The sequence below is a fragment of the Chromobacterium sp. ATCC 53434 genome, assembly GCF_002848345.1.
Lineage (GTDB): Bacteria > Pseudomonadota > Gammaproteobacteria > Burkholderiales > Chromobacteriaceae > Chromobacterium.
The window spans coordinates 702982-719283 of record NZ_CP025429.1 but is presented as its reverse complement, the minus strand read 5'-3'; the positions used below and the strand labels follow the sequence as shown (position 1 = coordinate 719283).

Here is a 16302-nt window from a genome sequence, read left to right as displayed (position 1 = left end):
GCTCTCGTGTTCGGCGCCGACACAGAGTATATTAGATAAAAATGATTAACACCGGCGGAGCCCCGCCACGCCGCATGAGAGCCGTCAGCCGATGCAGGATCGCCCACTCCGCCGTTCCAGACGCCAGCGCGTGAATCGCCGGCTGCGCCATCTCTATCTGTCCGCCGCGCATTGGCAGCGCCAGGTTCCGGTCTGGATCGCCGCCATCCTGATCGGCATCGTCGCCTATGTGTTCTCCCAGGGCAGCCACCTGTCGCACGACCTGTTCTTCAAGGCCTACGACGCGTCGCCGTACTGGAGCCTGCTGATCACGCCGGCCGGCCTGGCGCTGGCGATCTGGATCATGCACCGCTTCTTCCCCAGCTCCGCCGGCGGCGGCATTCCGCAATCGATCGCGGCGCTGGAACCGGGCATGGGCAAGCTGCGCGAGTATTGCTTCACGCTGAAGGCCGCCTTCGGCAAGGTGCTGCTGACGCTGATCGGCATCAGCTCCGGCGCCACCTTCGGCTACGAGGGCCCCATCGTCCAGGTCGGCGCGGCGATCAAGTACTCGCTGAACCGGCAGGCGGCCCGCCGCTACGACAGCGCCGCGCGCAGCTACATCCTGGCCGGCGGCGCCGCCGGCGTGGCCGCGGCCTTCAACGCCCCGCTGGCCGGCATCGTGTTCGCGATAGAGGAAATGGGCCGCGCCTTCGACATGCGCGCCAGCTCCACCATCCTGCTGTCGGTCATCGTCGCCGGCCTGACCACCTTCGCCATCAACGGCAACTACAGCTACTTCGGCATCGTCCACGTGGCGATGGACAGCCGGCAGGCCTGGCTGGCCATCCCGGTATGCGGCGTCGTCGGCGGCGCCCTCGGCGGCCTGGCCTGCCGCGTGCTGCTGGCGCTATCGCAACGGCTGCCCGGCCCGCTGCACGACTGGCGCCTGCGCTACCCGGTGCGCTTCGCCGCCGGCTGCGGCCTGGCGCTGGCCGTGATCGGCATCGTCAGCCACGGCAGCACCTTCGGCACCGGCTACTTTCGCGCCCGCGACATTCTCGAGGGACACGGCGCGGCGCTGCAGGACTACGGCGTGCTGAAGCTGTTGTCGATGTTCATCAGCAATATCAGCGCGGTCCCCGGCGGCATGTTCGCGCCGTCGCTGGCCGTCGGCGCCGGCTTCGGCCTCAATATGGCCGAGCTGCTGCCGTCTGCGCCGCAGACCATGGTGGTCTTGCTGGGCATGGTCGGCTTCTTCGCCGGCATGACGCGGGCGCCGATGACCGGCTTCGTCATCGTGATGGAAATGACCGACACCTCCGGCATGATCATCCCGCTGATGGCCACCGCGCTGCTGGCGGCATCGGTGTCGCGGCTGGTGACGCGCCGCGCGCTGTACGAAGGCCAGGTCCGGCTGTTCCTGCCCCAGTGGCAGGCCAAGGCCAGGCAAATTGACCAGCCCACGGCCGGCACGTAGAATAAGCCATTGAAAAGATCGCACATTTCCGGCGGCGCAACCGCCGGCCCAAAGCGCAAGGATTGTTAAACATGTCGATTCAACAAGATATCCAGCAGACCGTCTCCGCCAATCCGGTGGTGCTGTTCATGAAGGGCTCCGCCCAGTTCCCGCAATGCGGCTTCTCGTCGCGCGCGGTGCAAATCCTGAAAGCCTGTGGCGTGGAGAATTTCCTGACCGTGGACGTGCTGCGCGACGCGGACATCCGCCAGGGCATCAAGGACTACTCCAACTGGCCGACCATCCCGCAGCTGTACGTGAACGGAGAATTCGTCGGCGGTTCGGACATCATGTACGAGATGTTCCAGAACGGCGAACTGCAGGACCTGCTGAAAGCGCTGTAAGCCTTTCCAGCAACCCGGCTCCGGCCGGGTTTTGCGTTTTGGCGCTCATCCGCGTTAGAATGATGCCCCATACCACCGACGGCAGCCTTGCGGCTGCCGCAGTCATATGTATTGAAAGCTGTTTGCCGACGCCGGCAAGCAGCTTTTTGCCAAGGTAGGGAGCCGAAATTGAACATCGCCATCGTCGATCATCCGCTAGTGCAACACAAGCTGGGCCTCTTGCGCGAGGCCGATACCAGCACCATGAAGTTCCGTCAGCTGACCCAGGAGCTGGCGCGCCTGCTCGCCTACGAAGCCACCCGCGACTTCGAGCTGGAGAGCGTCGCCATCGACGGCTGGTGCGGCAAGATAGACGTCAAGCAGATCAAGGGCAAGAAGGTCACCGTGGTGCCCATCCTGCGCGCCGGCATCGGCATGCTGGACGGCGTGCTGGACCTGGTGCCGTCGGCCAAGATCAGCGTCGTCGGCCTGGCCCGCAACGAGGAAACGCTGGAACCGGTGTCCTATTTCGAGAAGTTCGTCGGCAACCTGGACGAACGCATCGCCATCATCATCGACCCGATGCTGGCCACCGGCGGCTCCCTGGTCGCGACGATAGACCTGCTGAAGCGCAACGGCTGCAGACAGATCAAGGCCGTGGTGATGGTCGCGGCCCCCGAGGGCGTCAAGATCGTCAACGACGCCCATCCGGACGTGCAGATCTACGCCGCCTCGCTGGACAGCCATCTGAACGAGCACGGCTACATCATCCCGGGTCTCGGCGACGCCGGCGACAAGATCTTCGGCACCAAGCAGGCCTGACCGCCATGCATCTCGATCAGCCGCCCGTTGCTTCCGCAACCGGCGGCTTTTTTGCAAGCCCGACAGGAGCCAGGCCATGGACCGACACGCCGCGATAGACGCCGACTTCCTCGCCCGCTTTCCCGGCGGCTTCCAGGACCCGGACTGGCTGACGCTGGCCCGCAAGCACCGGAGCTACGCCAAGGCCGAGGCGCTGTGCCAAAGCGAGCTGACCCGCGACAAGCTGGACGCGGCGCTGGCCAGCGGCAGGCTGGCCGACACAACCCAGACCTGCCGGCAGATCATCTCGCTGGCCACCACGGTCAGCACCTTCGAGAAGATCGCCTTCCGCAACTACCTGGACCAGCGCGATCTGAACCTGCCTTTCGTCCAGGCCTTGCGCGATGTCCTGCACGACTTCGGCCCGGACAGCTTCGCCGCCTATGTGGACACGCTGGCGATGGCGCGGATGGATCCCAAGGCCAACGCCGCCAAATGGCCTATCGTCAGCTGCTTTCTCGCCTGCTTCGATCCGCAGCGCCATGTCTGCGTCAAGCCGACGACGGTCAAGAAGGTGGCGGCCAGACTCGGCGTCGACATCCATTACCAGTCCAGGCCCGGCTATGAATGCTATCGGGCGGTGCAGAAGATGGTGCTGGATTTCCGCGGCCGCAGCGCGGTGGCGGCCGATGTGGACAATGTATTGGCGCAGGCGGTGATGTATTGCGCCGTCTGAACCCGACCAGATTACAAAACGAAAAAAAGGAAGAATGATGATGCAACAACTGAAACTGGCGGTGTCCGGCGCCCAGATCCTGTTCGTCGCCTTCGGCGCGCTGGTGCTGGTGCCGCTGCTCACCGGCCTGAATCCGGCGATGGCGCTGCTCGGCGCCGGCCTCGGCACGCTGCTGTTCCAGGTCTGCACCGGCCGTCAGGTGCCTATCTTCCTCGGCTCCTCCTTCGCCTTCATCGGCCCCATCATCTATTCGATGCACACCTGGGGACCGGGCGCGACGATGTTCGGCCTGTTCGCCGCCGGCTTCATGTACTTCGTGTTCGCCGCCGTCGTCCGCTGGCGCGGCATGGCGCTGGTCAACAAGCTGCTGCCGCCGGTGGTGATCGGCCCGGTGATCATGATCATCGGCCTGTCGGTCGCCACCGCCGCCTCCGGCATGGCGATGGGCCAGGCCGGCGGCAAGCAGGTGCTGCCGTACGAGACCTCGCTGCTGCTGGCCGCGATCTCGCTGGCCACCACCATCGTCGTGTCCATCTACGCCCGCGGCATGTTCAAGCTGGTGCCGATACTGGCCGGCGTCGTCGTCGGCTACGTCGCCGCCGCCTTCCTCGGCGCGGTGGATTTCGCCAAGCTGGCCGCCGCGCCGTGGTTCGCGGCGCCGGCCTTCCACAGCCCGGAAGTCAACTGGGCGGCGGCGGCCTTCATGCTGCCGGTGGCCATCGCCCCGGCCATCGAGCACATCGGCGGCGTGATGGCGATAGGCGGCGTCACCGGCAATGATTACACCAAGACCCCCGGCCTGCACCGCACGCTGGCCGGCGACGGCCTGGGCGTCTGCCTGGCCGGCCTGATCGGCGGCCCGCCGGTGACCACCTACGCCGAAGTGACCGGCGCGGTGATGATCACCCGCAACTTCAATCCAGTGACGATGACCTGGGCCGCCGTGTTCGCCATCTGCATGGCCTTCTTCGGCAAGTTCAACGCGCTGCTGCAATCGATCCCGATGCCGGTGATGGGCGGCATCATGGTGCTCTTGTTCGGCACCATCGCGTCGATCGGCCTGAAAACGCTGATCGAGGCCAAGGTCGACCTGATGGAGCCGCGCAATCTGGTGATCATCTCGGTGGTGCTGACCGCCGGCATCGGCGGCCTGACGCTGAAGCTGGGCGACTTCGCGCTGTCCGGCGTCGGCCTGTGCTCCCTGCTGGCCATCATCCTGAACCTGGTCCTGCCGCGCCACGCCGCCAGCCACGACGGCATCGTAGAGGGACAGGACATCTGATGGCGGGCTATGCCCCAGGTGGTTGATTTTAAAATTTATTTACAACTGTCGACATGTCAATCGGTCTGACCCGGCCTACACTGACAATCAGCGCCGCGGCCTCGCGCCGCGGCGCCGCCGACCGGAGCCAAACTGCTGCCCAAACCAGCCTCACCTGCCCACAGCGGCTTGACACGGCCCGATTCCAAGCACTGAACGAGGAATAGCCATGTTGAAGACCATAGTCGTTTCCACCCTGTCCCTGCTGCTGCTTTCCGCCTCCGCCATGGCCGGCAGCGACGGCCTGTCGGTGATGTGGGCGATGCGGGGCCGGATGGACGCGCAGATGCACAATCTGCCGGCACCGGCGGTGCCGCAAGTCAACTCCATCCCGTCCGACCGCTGACTCCCCAGGCACGCCTGCCGTTGAAACCGGCAGGCGTTTTCCATGCCCGCTAGATACTCAACTCCCCCGTCGCCACCGCCCGCTCCAGCCGCTGGATGAACCACTGCAGCGCGCGGCCCGGCTGCTCCAGCCGCCAGGCGAAGCACATCGGCGGAAAGCTGCCCTCCTCCTCCTCCGCCTTCTCCACCAGCTGGCCTCCGTCCAGATAAGCCTGCACGTGAGAGCGCGGCAGATGGCCGCTGCCCAGCCCGGCGACGATGGCCTTCAGCTTGGCCTGGCTGCTGTGCACCGTCAGCACCTGCTGGCCTTCCAGCAAGCCGCCGGTGCGCGCCGGCAGGCGGCGCGAGGTGTCGCCGACCGCCACCGCGCGATGGCGGCGCAGCACATGCGGCGGCACCGGCTCCGCCTCCGTCGCCAACGGGTGGGCGGCCGCCGCCACCAGCACGAAATCGTAATCGCCGATATTGCGGGTGAAATAATCGCCCGGCGGCGGCTGGTTCGGCGCGCCTATCACCAGGTCGGCGCGGTCGTCGTACAACGCATCCCAGATGCCGCCGAAGCTCTCGCGTATGAAATGCAGCCGGGTGTCCACCTGCAGCAGGTCGAAGTCCGCTATCGACGGCAGCAGTTGCTCGAAACCGACCAGATCGCCGACCACGATGCGCAGCTTGTCTTCCCAGCCCTGGGCCTGCTTGCTGACGCGCAATTCCAGCTGACGCGCCGCGTCCAGCAGCTGGCGGCCGTCGCGCAGCAGCCTCTCGCCGGCCGGCGTCAGCCGGGCGCGGTGGCCGCTGCGGTCGTAGATGGCCACGCCCAGCCCCTGCTCCAGCTTCTGCACGGTGTAGGTCAGCGCCGACGGCACCTTGAACAGCGCGTCGGCCGCCGCGGCGAAGCTGCCGTACTGCTCGATCGCGTCCAATACCTGCAAGGCCTCCAGCGTCAGCTTCATCCGACCGCCAAATTCAATTTATTTGAACACTTCATTCTGTTCTTTCCAATTTTATCGCTGAATCCTTCGAAATATAATGAATCACGTCACAAGAAGCCAGCCTAGACATCGGTATCGCATCAGTAATTTTGATGCATAACCCTTTGCTGGCACAACACACCGCAAAAGGAAACCATCATGCTGAAGCAAACCACCCTCGCCGCCCTGTCCCTGATCCTGTTGTCCGGCGCCGCCATGGCGGGCAGCGACGGCTACAACAATATGAAGGCGATGCGCGAACGCATGGACGCCCAGCTGCAAGGCCAGACCCAACAGGTTCAGCAACAGGCTCCGGCCCAGAAATAATCGCCCTCTCCCACCGGCGAAACGGCAACGCCGCCAACCATACGGTTGGCGGCGTTGTTTTTCATCCTGGCCTGCGGCGATGCGCCGCGCAAACCCGTCAGCCGCCGCGCAAACGCCCCAGCAGCAAGACGTCGCGGTAGACGCCGCCGCGCAAGGAATGCGCGCGCAGCCTCGCCTCCTCGACGAAACCGAAGCGCCGGTACAAGGCCAGCGCCGCCGCGTTGTCGGGGTAGACCGTCAGCTCCAGCCGCTCCAGGCCTATCCAGTTGTCGGCCAGATCCAGCAACGCCGCCATCAGCAGCTTGCCGGCGCCGCGGCCCTGCCAGTCCCGGTGGACATTGATGCCGAGGCCGCCGATATGCCCCAGCCTCGCCTCTTCGAAACGCCACAGGCCGGCGCTGGCGACCACCCTGCCGTCCGCCGCCTCGCAGACCAGCTGATAGCGCCCGGCCCCCAGCTGCCTGGCGACTCTGGCCGCCATCGCCCCGGCCGACGGATAAGGCAGTTGCAGCGTGTTGCCGTATACCGAGGCGTCGGCGGCCAACTCCGACAGATCGGCCGCGTCGTCCGGCTCCAGATGGCGGATGCGGAATTCGCTCATGTCCCCTCCCTCGTCGGCCAGTTCAGCCTGCCCATCACCAGCACATCCTCCAGCTTGCCGGCGCGCAGTTGCTCGCGGCGCAGCCTGCCCTCGTACTCGAAGCCGAACTTCTCGTACAAGGCGATCGCGCGCGCGTTGTCGTGCACCACCTTCAGCTCGATGCGTATCAGCCCCAGCCAGTTGTCGGCCAGGTCCACGATGGCGCGCATCAAGGCGCCGCCGACGCCCTTGCCCTGCCAATCGTCCCGCACCACCAGGAACAGGTCGGCGCTGTGGCGCACCCGCATGCCCTCGTTGACGATCAGGCCGACCGAGCCGACCACTTCGCCGTCGGCGGCGCAGGCCACCAGCTGGTGGATGTTGGCCGGACGGCTGGCCAGCTGCTTCTCGGTGGCCGACAGCGGCTGGTACGGCAGTTGCAGCGTGTCGGGATAAACGCCGGGAGACGTCTTGATGCGATGTATCGCGGCGGCGTCGGACGGTTCGACGGAACGAATCAGATAAGGCTGGGACATGATGGGCTCCTGAGTTGATGGGCACAGACGGGATCGCCGTCAGGCCCGGCAGACCATCATGCCAAATAACTTTTGTGCATTGCAATATAATTTTTATGCAGACAAGTAGCGTCCCGGCGTCTCGCCGAAACAGCGGCGGAAGGCGACGATGAAGGCGCTGCTGCTCGCATAAGCCAACTCCGCCGCGCAGTAGCTGACCGACCGCCCCTCGGCCAACAAGGCCCTGGCCCGCAACATTCTCAGCCGCTCCCGCCACTCGGCCACGCCCATGCCGGTCTCGGCGCGAAAATGGCGGATCAGGCTGCGCCGCGACATGCCGATATGGTCGGCCCAGCGCTGCAAGTCCCAATCCCTCGACGGATCGCCAAGCAAGGCCTCGGCCAGCTTGCGCAGCGCCGGATGAGCGGGCCAGGCCAGGCTGGCCGGATACGGCTCGGCCCAGGTCAGCTCGTCGGCCAGCACCGCGACGAGACGCCTGGCCGCCTCGTCGTCGGCCGACGTCGGCCAGGCGCCCAGCCGCAGAAACACGCCCTGCAGCAGCGGCGAGGCCCGCCACACCCCCAATTCCGGCGGCAGCGCAGCCATGCCGTCCAGCCCGAGCTGCAGGCTCCAGCCCCGCAACTCGCCGTGGTAACGCGCGCCATGCGGCATGCCCGGCGGAATCCAGCCGACGCAGCCGGCCGGCAGCAGCACGCGCCTGTCGTCGGCCTCCAACTCCAGCGCGCCCTCGCTCGCCCAGGCCAGCTGCCCGACCGAATGCACATGGCGGGCGGTATAGTCGCCGACGCCGCGCCGGAGCGCCGCCACCGACAGCCCCGCGATGATCACCCGTTCCATATTGGCCCTTTATCAATATCTATTGGCACTATATGGAAAGCGGGCCGGCAATGCCAGCGTGATACTGGGCGCTCACTCAACGCAAGGAGATCGCCATGAAGCCAGTCGAACACACCCGGGACCTGTCCGAAATCAACCGCAAGGTCATCGCCGACGGCGAGACGCTGCCGGCGGTGCGGCTGCGCGACGGCAGCATGGTGCAGACCGGCACCGTCGCGACGATGCTGGTCAATATCGCCGCCTACAACCGCGGCGAGCGCGGCGAAATCGAACAGCAGCTGGAACTGGCGGTGCCGACGCTGTTCAAGGTCGGCCTGTTCGAGCTGTTCCGGCCCGAGGAATGGACCGGCGGCGACAACCCCGGCCGCCGACTGGTCGGCGAGATGGCCGAGCGCTGGCTGGCTCGGCAAGAGGAAAAGACAAGGGCATAATTAGCCGCTGCCGAAAGCCGGCTTTACGGTTAAGCTATGCTCTGGAATCGACAGGAGCGGATCATGCTGATGCAAAGACCGGAAGCCGGCCTATTGGTGGTGGATATCCAGGACAAGCTGCTGCCGGCGGTGCACGACGCCGACGGGCTGCTGGCACGCAGCCGCTGGCTGGTGGGAGTGGCCCGCGACCACGGGCTGCCGATCGCGTTTTCCGAGCAATACCCGCGCGGACTCGGCGGCACGCTGGCCGCGCTGCGCGAGGCGGCGCCCGAGGCCGATGTGGTGGACAAGCTGCACTTCTCCTGCGTCGCCGCCGGCTGCCTGCCGCCGGCGCTGCTGCAGAAGCGGCAGATCATCGTCTGCGGCATGGAGGCGCACGTTTGCGTCATGCAGACCGTGATCGAGCTGCTTTCGGCCGGCAAGCAGGTCTTCGTCGTCGCCGACGCGATTTCCAGCCGCAAACCCGCCGACATCGAACTGGCGGTGGCGCGGATGCGCGCCGCCGGCGCCGTCATCGTCAGCCGCGAGATGGTGCTGTTCGAGCTGCTGGAGAAATCGGGCGGCGATCACTTCAAATTGATGAGCCAGCGCTATCTGATCGGCGAGCAGCCCTGAGCTCGGCCGAAAATGAATCGGGGCTGCCGAAGCTTAGCTCTTCGACAACCCCGTTCAACGGCGGCTTTGCCGCTCTCATCCTCCCCTTTGCAGACCGGCGCAGCGGACCTTGCGGCCCTGCTCACTAGCTGGATCCGGATAAAGCAAACGGCGTGCCAGCGCCGAAAACGCCTGTAACGCCGTTTCAAACAATCATTTCAACGCATGCCTCGCCATTAAACGCACCAAAATGGTGCAATAATTATGACAAGGCACCAAAATGAAACAAAATTTAACACTTGGCGTCACAGTACTGACAGATGGGCACTGGAACTGTCATCTTTAGCCCTTATCCTATTCAGAGTCTGTTCAAGGTCTTGCTTAACATGGCCGCTGCCGCAACAAGATCGTGAGCAGGCTCTCAAGCCTCTTCGCCAATATAACAAGGAGAATGACCATGACCCCGTTCCAGGAACAGCTGGCCGCCCTGCCCGCCATCGACGGCATCGCCGCCATCGTGCTGCTCAGCGCCGAAGGCGAGGCGATACACCGGCTGGAAAACCGCCCCGGCAGCGCCGGATCGCTGCGCGTCTACCACGCGCTGGTCAAGCGCCACGGCCATATCGACCGCAAGGCCGCGCGCGAGGGCCTGGAGCTGTTCGCCGAGCATACCGCCGCCGCCCGCGCCCAGCCTGGCAGCCACCCCAATATCGACCGCCTGCTGGCCATCGCCGAGCACGACGCCCCGGGCCTGCGCGCCCGCGTGGTGCTGGAAGCCGAAGGCTGAATCACCTCAAGGCCAGCAGCGCGAAACCGGTCGCGACCGACACGGCGGTGCTCACCAGCCCCGGCACGATGAAGCTGTGGTTGAACACCCAGCGGCCGATGCCGGTGGTGCCGGTGTAATCCATCTCCACCGCCGCGATCAGACTGGGATAGCTGGGCAGCACATAGACGCCCACCACCGCCGGGAAGATGGCGATCAACACCGGCGCCGCGATCCCCAGCGACACGCCCAGCGGCATCATCACCTTGGTGGTCGCCCCCTGGCTGAACAGGATCACCGCCATCGCGAACACCGCGAAGGCGAACAGCCACGGCGCCGATTCGACGATGCCGACGATATTGTGCTTGAACAGCGGCAGATTGGCCTGGATGAAGGTGTCGCTCATCCAGGCCGCGCCGAGGATGGTCACCGCCGCCACCGCGCCGGAACGGAACATGCCGCCGGACACCATGCCCCGCAGGTCCGCCTTGCAAACCAGCGCCGCCAACGCCGCATACCCCAGCATGCACATCTGGATCACGTCCACCATCGAAACCGGCTCCATGCCGCCCGCGCCGGGCCAGGCCGGCCGCAGCCGCGGCATCGCCGCCAGCAGCACGATGGCCGCCACCGTCGACAGAAAGCCGTAAACCGACCAGGCGGCGGTGCGCGGCAAGATCTCGTCGGTCCCGCTTTGCGGCCGGCTGACGCCGCCGTCGGCCAGCTTGCGGCGGTAGGCGGGATCGTCGGCCAATTCGCGGCCGTAGCGCAGCATCGCCGCGCCGCCGGCCAGCGCGCCCAACAGCGTCGCCGGAATGCTGATCATGATGATGTCGGTCAAGGCGACGCCATGAGGCGCCAGCACGGTGGCCAGCGCCACCGTGGCGGCCGAGACCGGACAGGCGACGATGGCGTTTTGCGACGCCACCGTCAGGCCGGCCAACGGCCGCTCCGGCCGGATGCCGGTTTTCTCGGCCACCTCCACCACGATGGGCATCAGCGCCAGCGCGATGAAGCCGGTGCCGGCGAGGAAGGTGGACAACCAGCCCACCAGCGGCGCCAGCAGCACGATGTGCCGCGGCTTGCGCCGCAGCAGCCTGGCGGCCACGCCGACCATATAATCCAGCCCGCGCGCCGACTGCAGCGCGGCCGACGCGGTGATGACGGAAATAATGATCAGGACCACGTCTATCGGCGCATGGCCCGGCTTCAGGCCGAAGACGAAGACCAGGATCAAGAGGCCGGCGCCGCCGGTGACGCCGAGGCCGATGCCGCCCATGCGCACACCGATGAAGATGGCGCCGAGCACCACCAGTAATTGCAGATAAACCATCGCGCGACTCGCTAGCTTTGACCGCCGTATTGTCGCAGCCGCCAGCCGGCCGCGGCTTGTCGATAATCAGCAATTCATTATGTTTTTATAAATAGCCGCAGGACGCAAAAAAGCCCGCCGAAGCGGGCTTTTCTCGCAGACTCCCTAAACGGGAATCAGGCTTCGCCGACCACAACGATCTTGATCGGGGTGACCACGTCGTGGTGCAGGGCGATCTCGATGTCGTATTCGCCGATGGCCTTGAACGGGCCGTTCGGCAGGCGAACTTCGTGACGCTTCACTTCGACGCCGAAAGCGGTAACGGCTGCGGCTACGTCGACGTTGGTCACGGAGCCGAACAGACGACCGTCCACACCAGCCTTCTGGGCGATGGTGATCACGGCTTCGTTCAGCTTCTCGGCGCGAACCTTGGCGTCGGCCAGGATTTCGGCTTGCTTGGCTTCCAGTTCGGCGCGACGAACTTCGAACTCTTTCAGGTTCGCGTCGGTAGCGCGCTTGGCTTTGCCTTGCGGGATCAGGAAGTTACGGGCGAAGCCGTTCTTCACGTTGACCACGTCGCCCAGTTGACCCAGATTGGCCACTTTTTCGAGCAGGATGATTTGCATCTTCTTGTTCCTTTCCCGGTTTAGTGCTGGTCGGTGTACGGCAGGAAGGCCAGGAAGCGAGCACGCTTGATAGCAGTGGTCAGCTGACGCTGGTAGCGGGCCTTGGTGCCGGTGATGCGAGCCGGGATGATTTTGCCGTTTTCGGCGATGAAATCTTTCAGGAGATCAACGGATTTGTAGTCGATTTCCTTGATGCCTTCTGCCGTGAAGCGGCAGAACTTCTTGCGCTTGAAGAGTTGACGAGCCATTTTGACTAACCTTTTACAAATTCAACATATTCGATATTGAGCACCAACCGCGGGTTGCGCAGGCTGCGCTGACTGAGAAAACCGGTGACGTTCATCACCTGTCCCGCCAGCTTCCCGGAATGTTTCCGGGCCTCCTCGCCTACCCATACGGCCTGTATATCGCAGGCCACATCGCGTTCGAAGCCCCCGGCGCTTTGCCGGGACTGGTGCTTGAGCCACACCTCCACTACCGGCAAGCCGGCGGGCGTGTATCTCAGCGCATCCTCGCGTTCGACCGTGACGGTCAGCAGCAGACGGTTCTGCAAGACCGAAAGCTCCGCCAATTAGGCGGAAACTTCAGCCTCGGCGGCCGGCTGGGCGTCCAGCAGGTTCTTCGCCTTTTCGTCCTTCATCATCGGGGACGCGTCGCTGATAGCGCGGTCCATCTTGACGGTCAGGTGGCGCAGAACGGCGTCGTTGAACTTGAAGGCGTGCTCGATCTCGGCCAGGGTTTCCGACTGGCACTCAACGTTCATCAGAACGTAGTGAGCTTTGTGCAGCTTCTGGATCGGGTAAGCCAGTTGGCGGCGGCCCCAGTCTTCCAGACGATGGATCTTGCCTTCGGCGGCCAGAACCATACCCTTGTAGCGTTCGATCATGGCCGGGACCTGTTCGGACTGGTCCGGGTGCACGATGAACACGATTTCGTAATGGCGCATGTGAACTCCTTTTGGCTATTCGTAGCCTTCCGCCATGCGATTGCGAAAGGCAAGGTAGTAAACCGCAGTATTCTACGCACTTTGCCGCGGCCAGGCAACTTTCCATGCCTTTTCCGCCGCCGGAACGTCGCCGGCGCGGCGGATTTACAACTTCTTGTTGCGCTTGATGCCAACCACCACGCCGTCGCGCAGCGTGACGATGGTGGTGTACGGAACCTGCTCGTTGGCCAGCCAGCTCAGCTGGCGGGTCGTCGACACCGTGGTCACGCCGCTGGCCAAGGCGCCCCGATTGCTGTCGCTGCCGTAGTCCGGCGCGCCGGCCACCGACACCAGTTCGGCCTCCAGCATGCCGTTGTGCAGCTTGATATAGGTTTCAAACGGAATCGGCGCCGCCTGGGCGGCCCCGGCCAGCAACAGCGCGACGAATGCCAGTTTCCTCATCTCGAGCTCCCTGGAAAAAAGCCCGCAGGCGCGGGCTTGGGATTAAAGAGTCCGCCTCAGCGGACTTTCTTCACCACATCGATCAGCTCGGTCACCATGCCGGTGGCGTCGCCCTGCTGCAGCGCGCGCGCGACGCAGCCCTTCATGTGGTTTTCCAGCAACTGCAGCGCCACCGCGTCCAGCGCCGACTTCACCGCCGCCACCTGGGTCAGCACGTCCACGCAGTAGCGGTCGGACTCTATCATGCCGCCGATGCCGCGCACCTGCCCCTCTATCCGCGCCAGCCGCTTCAGCAGCGCCGCCTTGCCCGGCTGCACCACGCTGCGCTCGGCGGCCGGGGGTTCGTGACAGCATTCCTCATGCGGGGGGCGGGTATCGTTCATGGCGTGTCCTGGACATTCTATCGTCGCATTATCGCTTATCCTCCATCACTAGGCACGAACATCCAGCGTGCCCATCATCCCGGCGTCCTCGTGCTCCAGGATATGGCAGTGAAACATCCGCGGACCGGGCATATCCTGGCGGAAACGCAGCCTGACCTTCTGCCCCGGCGGCACATTGACCACGTCGCGCCAAGCCAGGTAGGACTCGCGCCGCCAGCCTTTGCCGTCGTGCCGCTCCGTCACCTGGAACTGGGTGCCGTGCAAATGGAAGGGATGGTCCATGTCGGCCCGATTGTCGATTTCCCACTCCTCCACCTCGCCGACCTTGCCGCTGAAGTCCATCCGGTCCATGTCGAAGGCCTTGCCGTTGATCAGAAACATCGCCGCCGGATTGCTCATGTCCTCGCTGAACGCCACCAAGCGCCTGACCGTCGGCTTCGGCAACGGCGCGATCGTCCGCAGCCTGGACGGCAGCGCCGCCGTCGTCTCCGTCGGCCCGGCCTCGACATCAAGCAGCGGCAAGGCCTTGCCCTGCTCCGGCCCCATCATCTTGCCGCGCGCGTACGGCAGCGCGATCAGGCCGGCCGGCTTGCCGGCGTCGAAACGGCCGGTGACGGCCAGTTCGACGCGCGCGCCCGGCGGCAACAACAGATATTCGACGCGGCGCGGCTTTTCGATCAGGCCGCCGTCGGTGCCGACCAGCCAGACCTCATGCGCCGGCAAGGCCAGCTTCAGCACCCGGGCGCTGGTGGCGTTCCAGACCCTCCAGCGCTGGCGCTCGCCACGCCCCAGCGCCAGCTTCGGCCGCCACGCGCCGTTGACCAGCACGAACTGGCCCTCGCGGCCATCCATCTTGTCGGCCTCGCTGTTGGCGGCGATCGCGCCGCCGTCGTCCAGCTTCAGATCGGACAGCACCAGCCAGCGCTCCGGCAGATGGGCCAGCGGATCGTTGCGGCTCCTGACGACGAACACGCCGGCGAGTCCGCGGTACACCTGCTCGGCGGTATGGCCGTGCGGATGCGGGTGGTACCAATAGGTGCCGGCGCTGCCGGGCGGCAGGGAGAAACGGTAGTCGCGGCCCTGGCCGGACAGGACCGGATCGTGCGGATTGCCGTCCTGATCGGCCGGAATCGGCAGACCGTGCCAGTGCACGGTGGTCAGCTGCGGCAGGCGGTTGTCGAAGCGCAGGCTGAGCGTTTCGCCCTCGATCAGCTCGATGGCCGGGCCGGGCACGCTGTCGTTGTACGCCCAGAATTCCGTCGCCGGCTTGCCGGGCAACAAGGGCAGATTCAGCGACGCCGCGGTCAGGCAGCCTTGCAGCGCGCCGTCCTTGCGCTCCAGCGGCAAGCGCTTCAGATCCGGCAGCGGCAAGCCGCTGGCCAAACCCAGCGCGGCGGCGTCCGGCATCGGCGCCGCCTCCCCCGTCGCCCCATGGCCGGCATGGGCCGACTCGGCCGATGCCGGCCTGAAGAACCACGGCGACAGGGCCAGCGCGCCCCCCCATTGCATCAATTGACGACGTTGCATCGCGCACTCCGTTAAGATACCCCACACGGGTATATTGAACCTAGAGTGGCGACGGTGGCAACAGTTCCGCGTCCGATGCCCGCGGGCATAAAAAAACGGCAGGCCATCGGGCCTGCCGTTTTTCGGAACGCTGTCCGCTTACTTGTTGACGTGCGGCGCCAGCAGTTGCAGCAGCTGGGCCAGCACCTTCGGGCTGCCGGCGACGATGTCGCCGGACTCGAACCAGCCCTGCTCGCCGGTCGGGTCGGTGACGATGCCGCCCGCCTCCTGCACGATCAGGCTGCCGGCTGCGATGTCCCACGGCTTCAGGTTCAGCTCGAAGAAGCCTTCGGTGCGGCCGCAGGCGACATTGCACAGATCCAGCGACGCGGCGCCTTCGCGGCGCACGCCGGCGGTCTTGCCTATCACGTCCTTCAGCATGCCGAGGTACTGATCGATATAGCTCTGATCGGAAACCGGGAAGCCGGTGCCGATCACGCACTCGTTCATCATGAAGCGCTTGGAGACGCGGATGCGGCGGTCGTTGAGGAAGGAGCCGACGCCGCGCGAGGCGGTGAACAGATCGTTGCGGTTCGGGTCGTAGACCACCGCCTGCTGGATCTGGCCCTTGTGCGCCATCGCGATCGAGATCGCGTATTGCGGGTGGCCGTGCAGGAAGTTGGTGGTGCCGTCGATCGGGTCGATGATCCATTCGTATTCGGAAGAACCCACGCCTTTGGCGCCGGACTCTTCTGCTAGAATCGCGTGCTTCGGATAGGCTTCGAGAATGACGTTGATGATCGCGTCCTCGGCGGCGCGATCCACCTCGGTCACAAAGTCATTGTGCTTTTTCTTCTCTACGCGGATGGCGTCGAGGTTGAGCGACGCGCGCTGGATAACACTGCCTGCGCGGCGAGCGGCTTTAACCGCGACATTGAGCATCGGATGCATTGACGGCCTCTACACTTGAACGATGGGCGGGTGTCCGTCGATGACGCGACACCCGCCAGTAACAATCTGGGTTA

The 16302-nt window shown here is 65.1% G+C and carries 23 protein-coding genes; 10 read left to right on the top strand and 13 right to left on the bottom strand.

Annotation, left to right across the window (positions count from 1 at the left end; translation table 11 throughout):
• The first annotated feature begins 130 nt into the window (after positions 1-130).
• From CXB49_RS03285 to CXB49_RS23870, 6 genes are all read left to right on the top strand, one after another.
• The gene (locus tag CXB49_RS03285) at positions 131-1459 is read left to right on the top strand and encodes a chloride channel protein (RefSeq protein WP_158300600.1); all 1329 of its coding nucleotides are present in this window, start codon (positions 131-133) and stop codon (positions 1457-1459) included.
• 71 nt (positions 1460-1530) lie between these two features.
• Positions 1531-1842, top strand: a complete 312-nt coding sequence (grxD, locus tag CXB49_RS03280; protein WP_101707071.1) for a Grx4 family monothiol glutaredoxin — start codon at positions 1531-1533, stop codon at positions 1840-1842.
• A gap of 168 nt (positions 1843-2010) precedes the next feature.
• Positions 2011-2643, top strand: a complete 633-nt coding sequence (gene upp / locus CXB49_RS03275; RefSeq protein ID WP_101707070.1) for a uracil phosphoribosyltransferase — start codon at positions 2011-2013, stop codon at positions 2641-2643.
• A gap of 76 nt (positions 2644-2719) precedes the next feature.
• A complete protein-coding gene (locus CXB49_RS03270) occupies positions 2720-3358 on the top strand; it encodes a hypothetical protein (protein WP_101707069.1) in 639 nt (212 codons plus the stop codon).
• A gap of 40 nt (positions 3359-3398) precedes the next feature.
• Positions 3399-4640: a uracil-xanthine permease family protein gene (locus tag CXB49_RS03265; protein ID WP_101710582.1), complete on the top strand. Its 1242-nt coding sequence runs from the start codon at positions 3399-3401 to the stop codon at positions 4638-4640.
• A 208-nt stretch (positions 4641-4848) separates the two neighbouring features.
• Positions 4849-5025 carry a hypothetical protein gene (locus CXB49_RS23870; protein WP_199406772.1) on the top strand — a complete coding sequence of 59 codons (177 nt, stop codon included), beginning with the start codon at positions 4849-4851 and terminating at the stop codon, positions 5023-5025.
• Between the two features lie 49 nt (positions 5026-5074).
• Here the strand turns inward: CXB49_RS23870 and CXB49_RS03260 are convergent, their stop codons facing one another.
• The gene (locus tag CXB49_RS03260; RefSeq protein WP_101707068.1) at positions 5075-5974 is read right to left on the bottom strand and encodes a LysR family transcriptional regulator; all 900 of its coding nucleotides are present in this window, start codon (positions 5972-5974) and stop codon (positions 5075-5077) included.
• A gap of 177 nt (positions 5975-6151) precedes the next feature.
• Here CXB49_RS03260 and CXB49_RS23865 point away from each other — a divergent pair, with 177 nt between their 5' ends.
• Positions 6152-6319 (top strand): hypothetical protein, encoded by a 168-nt coding sequence (locus CXB49_RS23865; RefSeq protein WP_199406771.1) that lies wholly within the window; start codon positions 6152-6154, stop codon positions 6317-6319.
• Between the two features lie 97 nt (positions 6320-6416).
• On the opposite strand, the gene CXB49_RS03255 is transcribed toward CXB49_RS23865, so the two are convergent.
• From CXB49_RS03255 to CXB49_RS03245, 3 genes are all read right to left on the bottom strand, one after another.
• Positions 6417-6920 (bottom strand): GNAT family N-acetyltransferase, encoded by a 504-nt coding sequence (locus CXB49_RS03255; RefSeq protein ID WP_101707067.1) that lies wholly within the window; start codon positions 6918-6920, stop codon positions 6417-6419.
• Positions 6917-7435 (bottom strand): GNAT family N-acetyltransferase, encoded by a 519-nt coding sequence (locus tag CXB49_RS03250; protein ID WP_101707066.1) that lies wholly within the window; start codon positions 7433-7435, stop codon positions 6917-6919. The genes CXB49_RS03255 and CXB49_RS03250 overlap by 4 nt, the downstream gene beginning before the upstream one ends.
• Positions 7436-7528: 93 nt before the next feature.
• Entirely contained in the window at positions 7529-8272 is a 744-nt protein-coding gene (locus CXB49_RS03245; protein WP_101707065.1) for an AraC family transcriptional regulator, read from the bottom strand.
• A gap of 95 nt (positions 8273-8367) precedes the next feature.
• On the opposite strand from CXB49_RS03245, the gene CXB49_RS03240 reads away from it, so the two are divergent.
• The 3 genes from CXB49_RS03240 to CXB49_RS03230 all read left to right on the top strand — a co-directional run bounded on the left by CXB49_RS03240 (position 8368) and on the right by CXB49_RS03230 (position 10084).
• Complete coding sequence (locus CXB49_RS03240) at positions 8368-8703, top strand: hypothetical protein (protein ID WP_101707064.1); 336 nt, start codon at positions 8368-8370, stop codon at positions 8701-8703.
• A 63-nt stretch (positions 8704-8766) separates the two neighbouring features.
• Positions 8767-9318: a hydrolase gene (locus tag CXB49_RS03235; RefSeq protein ID WP_101707063.1), complete on the top strand. Its 552-nt coding sequence runs from the start codon at positions 8767-8769 to the stop codon at positions 9316-9318.
• Positions 9319-9754: 436 nt separating this feature from the next.
• Positions 9755-10084: a DUF2322 family protein gene (locus tag CXB49_RS03230; protein WP_101707062.1), complete on the top strand. Its 330-nt coding sequence runs from the start codon at positions 9755-9757 to the stop codon at positions 10082-10084.
• Position 10085: 1 nt separating this feature from the next.
• Here the strand turns inward: CXB49_RS03230 and CXB49_RS03225 are convergent, their stop codons facing one another.
• The 9 genes from CXB49_RS03225 to CXB49_RS03185 all read right to left on the bottom strand — a co-directional run bounded on the left by CXB49_RS03225 (position 10086) and on the right by CXB49_RS03185 (position 16228).
• Positions 10086-11396 (bottom strand): anaerobic C4-dicarboxylate transporter family protein, encoded by a 1311-nt coding sequence (locus CXB49_RS03225; RefSeq protein WP_101707061.1) that lies wholly within the window; start codon positions 11394-11396, stop codon positions 10086-10088.
• Positions 11397-11551: 155 nt separating this feature from the next.
• On the bottom strand, positions 11552-12001 hold the full coding sequence (rplI, locus tag CXB49_RS03220; protein ID WP_101707060.1) for a 50S ribosomal protein L9: 450 nt from the start codon (positions 11999-12001) through the stop codon (positions 11552-11554).
• A 20-nt stretch (positions 12002-12021) separates the two neighbouring features.
• A complete protein-coding gene (gene rpsR / locus CXB49_RS03215; RefSeq protein WP_011137185.1) occupies positions 12022-12249 on the bottom strand; it encodes a 30S ribosomal protein S18 in 228 nt (75 codons plus the stop codon).
• 5 nt (positions 12250-12254) lie between these two features.
• Positions 12255-12554, bottom strand: a complete 300-nt coding sequence (gene priB, locus CXB49_RS03210) for a primosomal replication protein N (RefSeq protein ID WP_101710581.1) — start codon at positions 12552-12554, stop codon at positions 12255-12257.
• A gap of 18 nt (positions 12555-12572) precedes the next feature.
• Positions 12573-12947: a 30S ribosomal protein S6 gene (gene rpsF, locus CXB49_RS03205; RefSeq protein WP_101707059.1), complete on the bottom strand. Its 375-nt coding sequence runs from the start codon at positions 12945-12947 to the stop codon at positions 12573-12575.
• 144 nt (positions 12948-13091) lie between these two features.
• On the bottom strand, positions 13092-13388 hold the full coding sequence (locus CXB49_RS03200; RefSeq protein WP_101707058.1) for a hypothetical protein: 297 nt from the start codon (positions 13386-13388) through the stop codon (positions 13092-13094).
• A 56-nt stretch (positions 13389-13444) separates the two neighbouring features.
• Positions 13445-13771 (bottom strand): metal-sensitive transcriptional regulator, encoded by a 327-nt coding sequence (locus CXB49_RS03195; RefSeq protein WP_101707057.1) that lies wholly within the window; start codon positions 13769-13771, stop codon positions 13445-13447.
• A gap of 48 nt (positions 13772-13819) precedes the next feature.
• A complete protein-coding gene (locus tag CXB49_RS03190) occupies positions 13820-15298 on the bottom strand; it encodes a multicopper oxidase family protein (RefSeq protein WP_101707056.1) in 1479 nt (492 codons plus the stop codon).
• Between the two features lie 138 nt (positions 15299-15436).
• Complete coding sequence (locus CXB49_RS03185; RefSeq protein ID WP_101707055.1) at positions 15437-16228, bottom strand: inositol monophosphatase family protein; 792 nt, start codon at positions 16226-16228, stop codon at positions 15437-15439.
• Positions 16229-16302 lie beyond the last annotated feature (74 nt).

Excerpts from the sequence above, each read along its gene's own strand:
- grxD (WP_101707071.1), top strand. The coding sequence starts at position 1,531 with ATGTCGATTCAACAAGATATCCAGCAGACCGTCTCCGCCAATCCGGTG.
- CXB49_RS03270 (WP_101707069.1), top strand. The coding sequence starts at position 2,720 with ATGGACCGACACGCCGCGATAGACGCCGACTTCCTCGCCCGCTTTCCC.
- CXB49_RS03265 (WP_101710582.1), top strand. The coding sequence starts at position 3,399 with ATGCAACAACTGAAACTGGCGGTGTCCGGCGCCCAGATCCTGTTCGTC.
- CXB49_RS23870 (WP_199406772.1), top strand. The coding sequence starts at position 4,849 with ATGTTGAAGACCATAGTCGTTTCCACCCTGTCCCTGCTGCTGCTTTCC.
- CXB49_RS03260 (WP_101707068.1), bottom strand. The coding sequence starts at position 5,974 with ATGAAGCTGACGCTGGAGGCCTTGCAGGTATTGGACGCGATCGAGCAG.
- CXB49_RS23865 (WP_199406771.1), top strand. The coding sequence starts at position 6,152 with ATGCTGAAGCAAACCACCCTCGCCGCCCTGTCCCTGATCCTGTTGTCC.
- CXB49_RS03255 (WP_101707067.1), bottom strand. The coding sequence starts at position 6,920 with ATGAGCGAATTCCGCATCCGCCATCTGGAGCCGGACGACGCGGCCGAT.
- CXB49_RS03250 (WP_101707066.1), bottom strand. The coding sequence starts at position 7,435 with ATGTCCCAGCCTTATCTGATTCGTTCCGTCGAACCGTCCGACGCCGCC.
- CXB49_RS03245 (WP_101707065.1), bottom strand. The coding sequence starts at position 8,272 with ATGGAACGGGTGATCATCGCGGGGCTGTCGGTGGCGGCGCTCCGGCGC.
- CXB49_RS03240 (WP_101707064.1), top strand. The coding sequence starts at position 8,368 with ATGAAGCCAGTCGAACACACCCGGGACCTGTCCGAAATCAACCGCAAG.
- CXB49_RS03235 (WP_101707063.1), top strand. The coding sequence starts at position 8,767 with ATGCTGATGCAAAGACCGGAAGCCGGCCTATTGGTGGTGGATATCCAG.
- CXB49_RS03230 (WP_101707062.1), top strand. The coding sequence starts at position 9,755 with ATGACCCCGTTCCAGGAACAGCTGGCCGCCCTGCCCGCCATCGACGGC.
- CXB49_RS03225 (WP_101707061.1), bottom strand. The coding sequence starts at position 11,396 with ATGGTTTATCTGCAATTACTGGTGGTGCTCGGCGCCATCTTCATCGGT.
- rplI (WP_101707060.1), bottom strand. The coding sequence starts at position 12,001 with ATGCAAATCATCCTGCTCGAAAAAGTGGCCAATCTGGGTCAACTGGGC.
- rpsR (WP_011137185.1), bottom strand. The coding sequence starts at position 12,249 with ATGGCTCGTCAACTCTTCAAGCGCAAGAAGTTCTGCCGCTTCACGGCA.
- rpsF (WP_101707059.1), bottom strand. The coding sequence starts at position 12,947 with ATGCGCCATTACGAAATCGTGTTCATCGTGCACCCGGACCAGTCCGAA.
- CXB49_RS03200 (WP_101707058.1), bottom strand. The coding sequence starts at position 13,388 with ATGAGGAAACTGGCATTCGTCGCGCTGTTGCTGGCCGGGGCCGCCCAG.
- CXB49_RS03195 (WP_101707057.1), bottom strand. The coding sequence starts at position 13,771 with ATGAACGATACCCGCCCCCCGCATGAGGAATGCTGTCACGAACCCCCG.
- CXB49_RS03190 (WP_101707056.1), bottom strand. The coding sequence starts at position 15,298 with ATGCAACGTCGTCAATTGATGCAATGGGGGGGCGCGCTGGCCCTGTCG.
- CXB49_RS03185 (WP_101707055.1), bottom strand. The coding sequence starts at position 16,228 with ATGCATCCGATGCTCAATGTCGCGGTTAAAGCCGCTCGCCGCGCAGGC.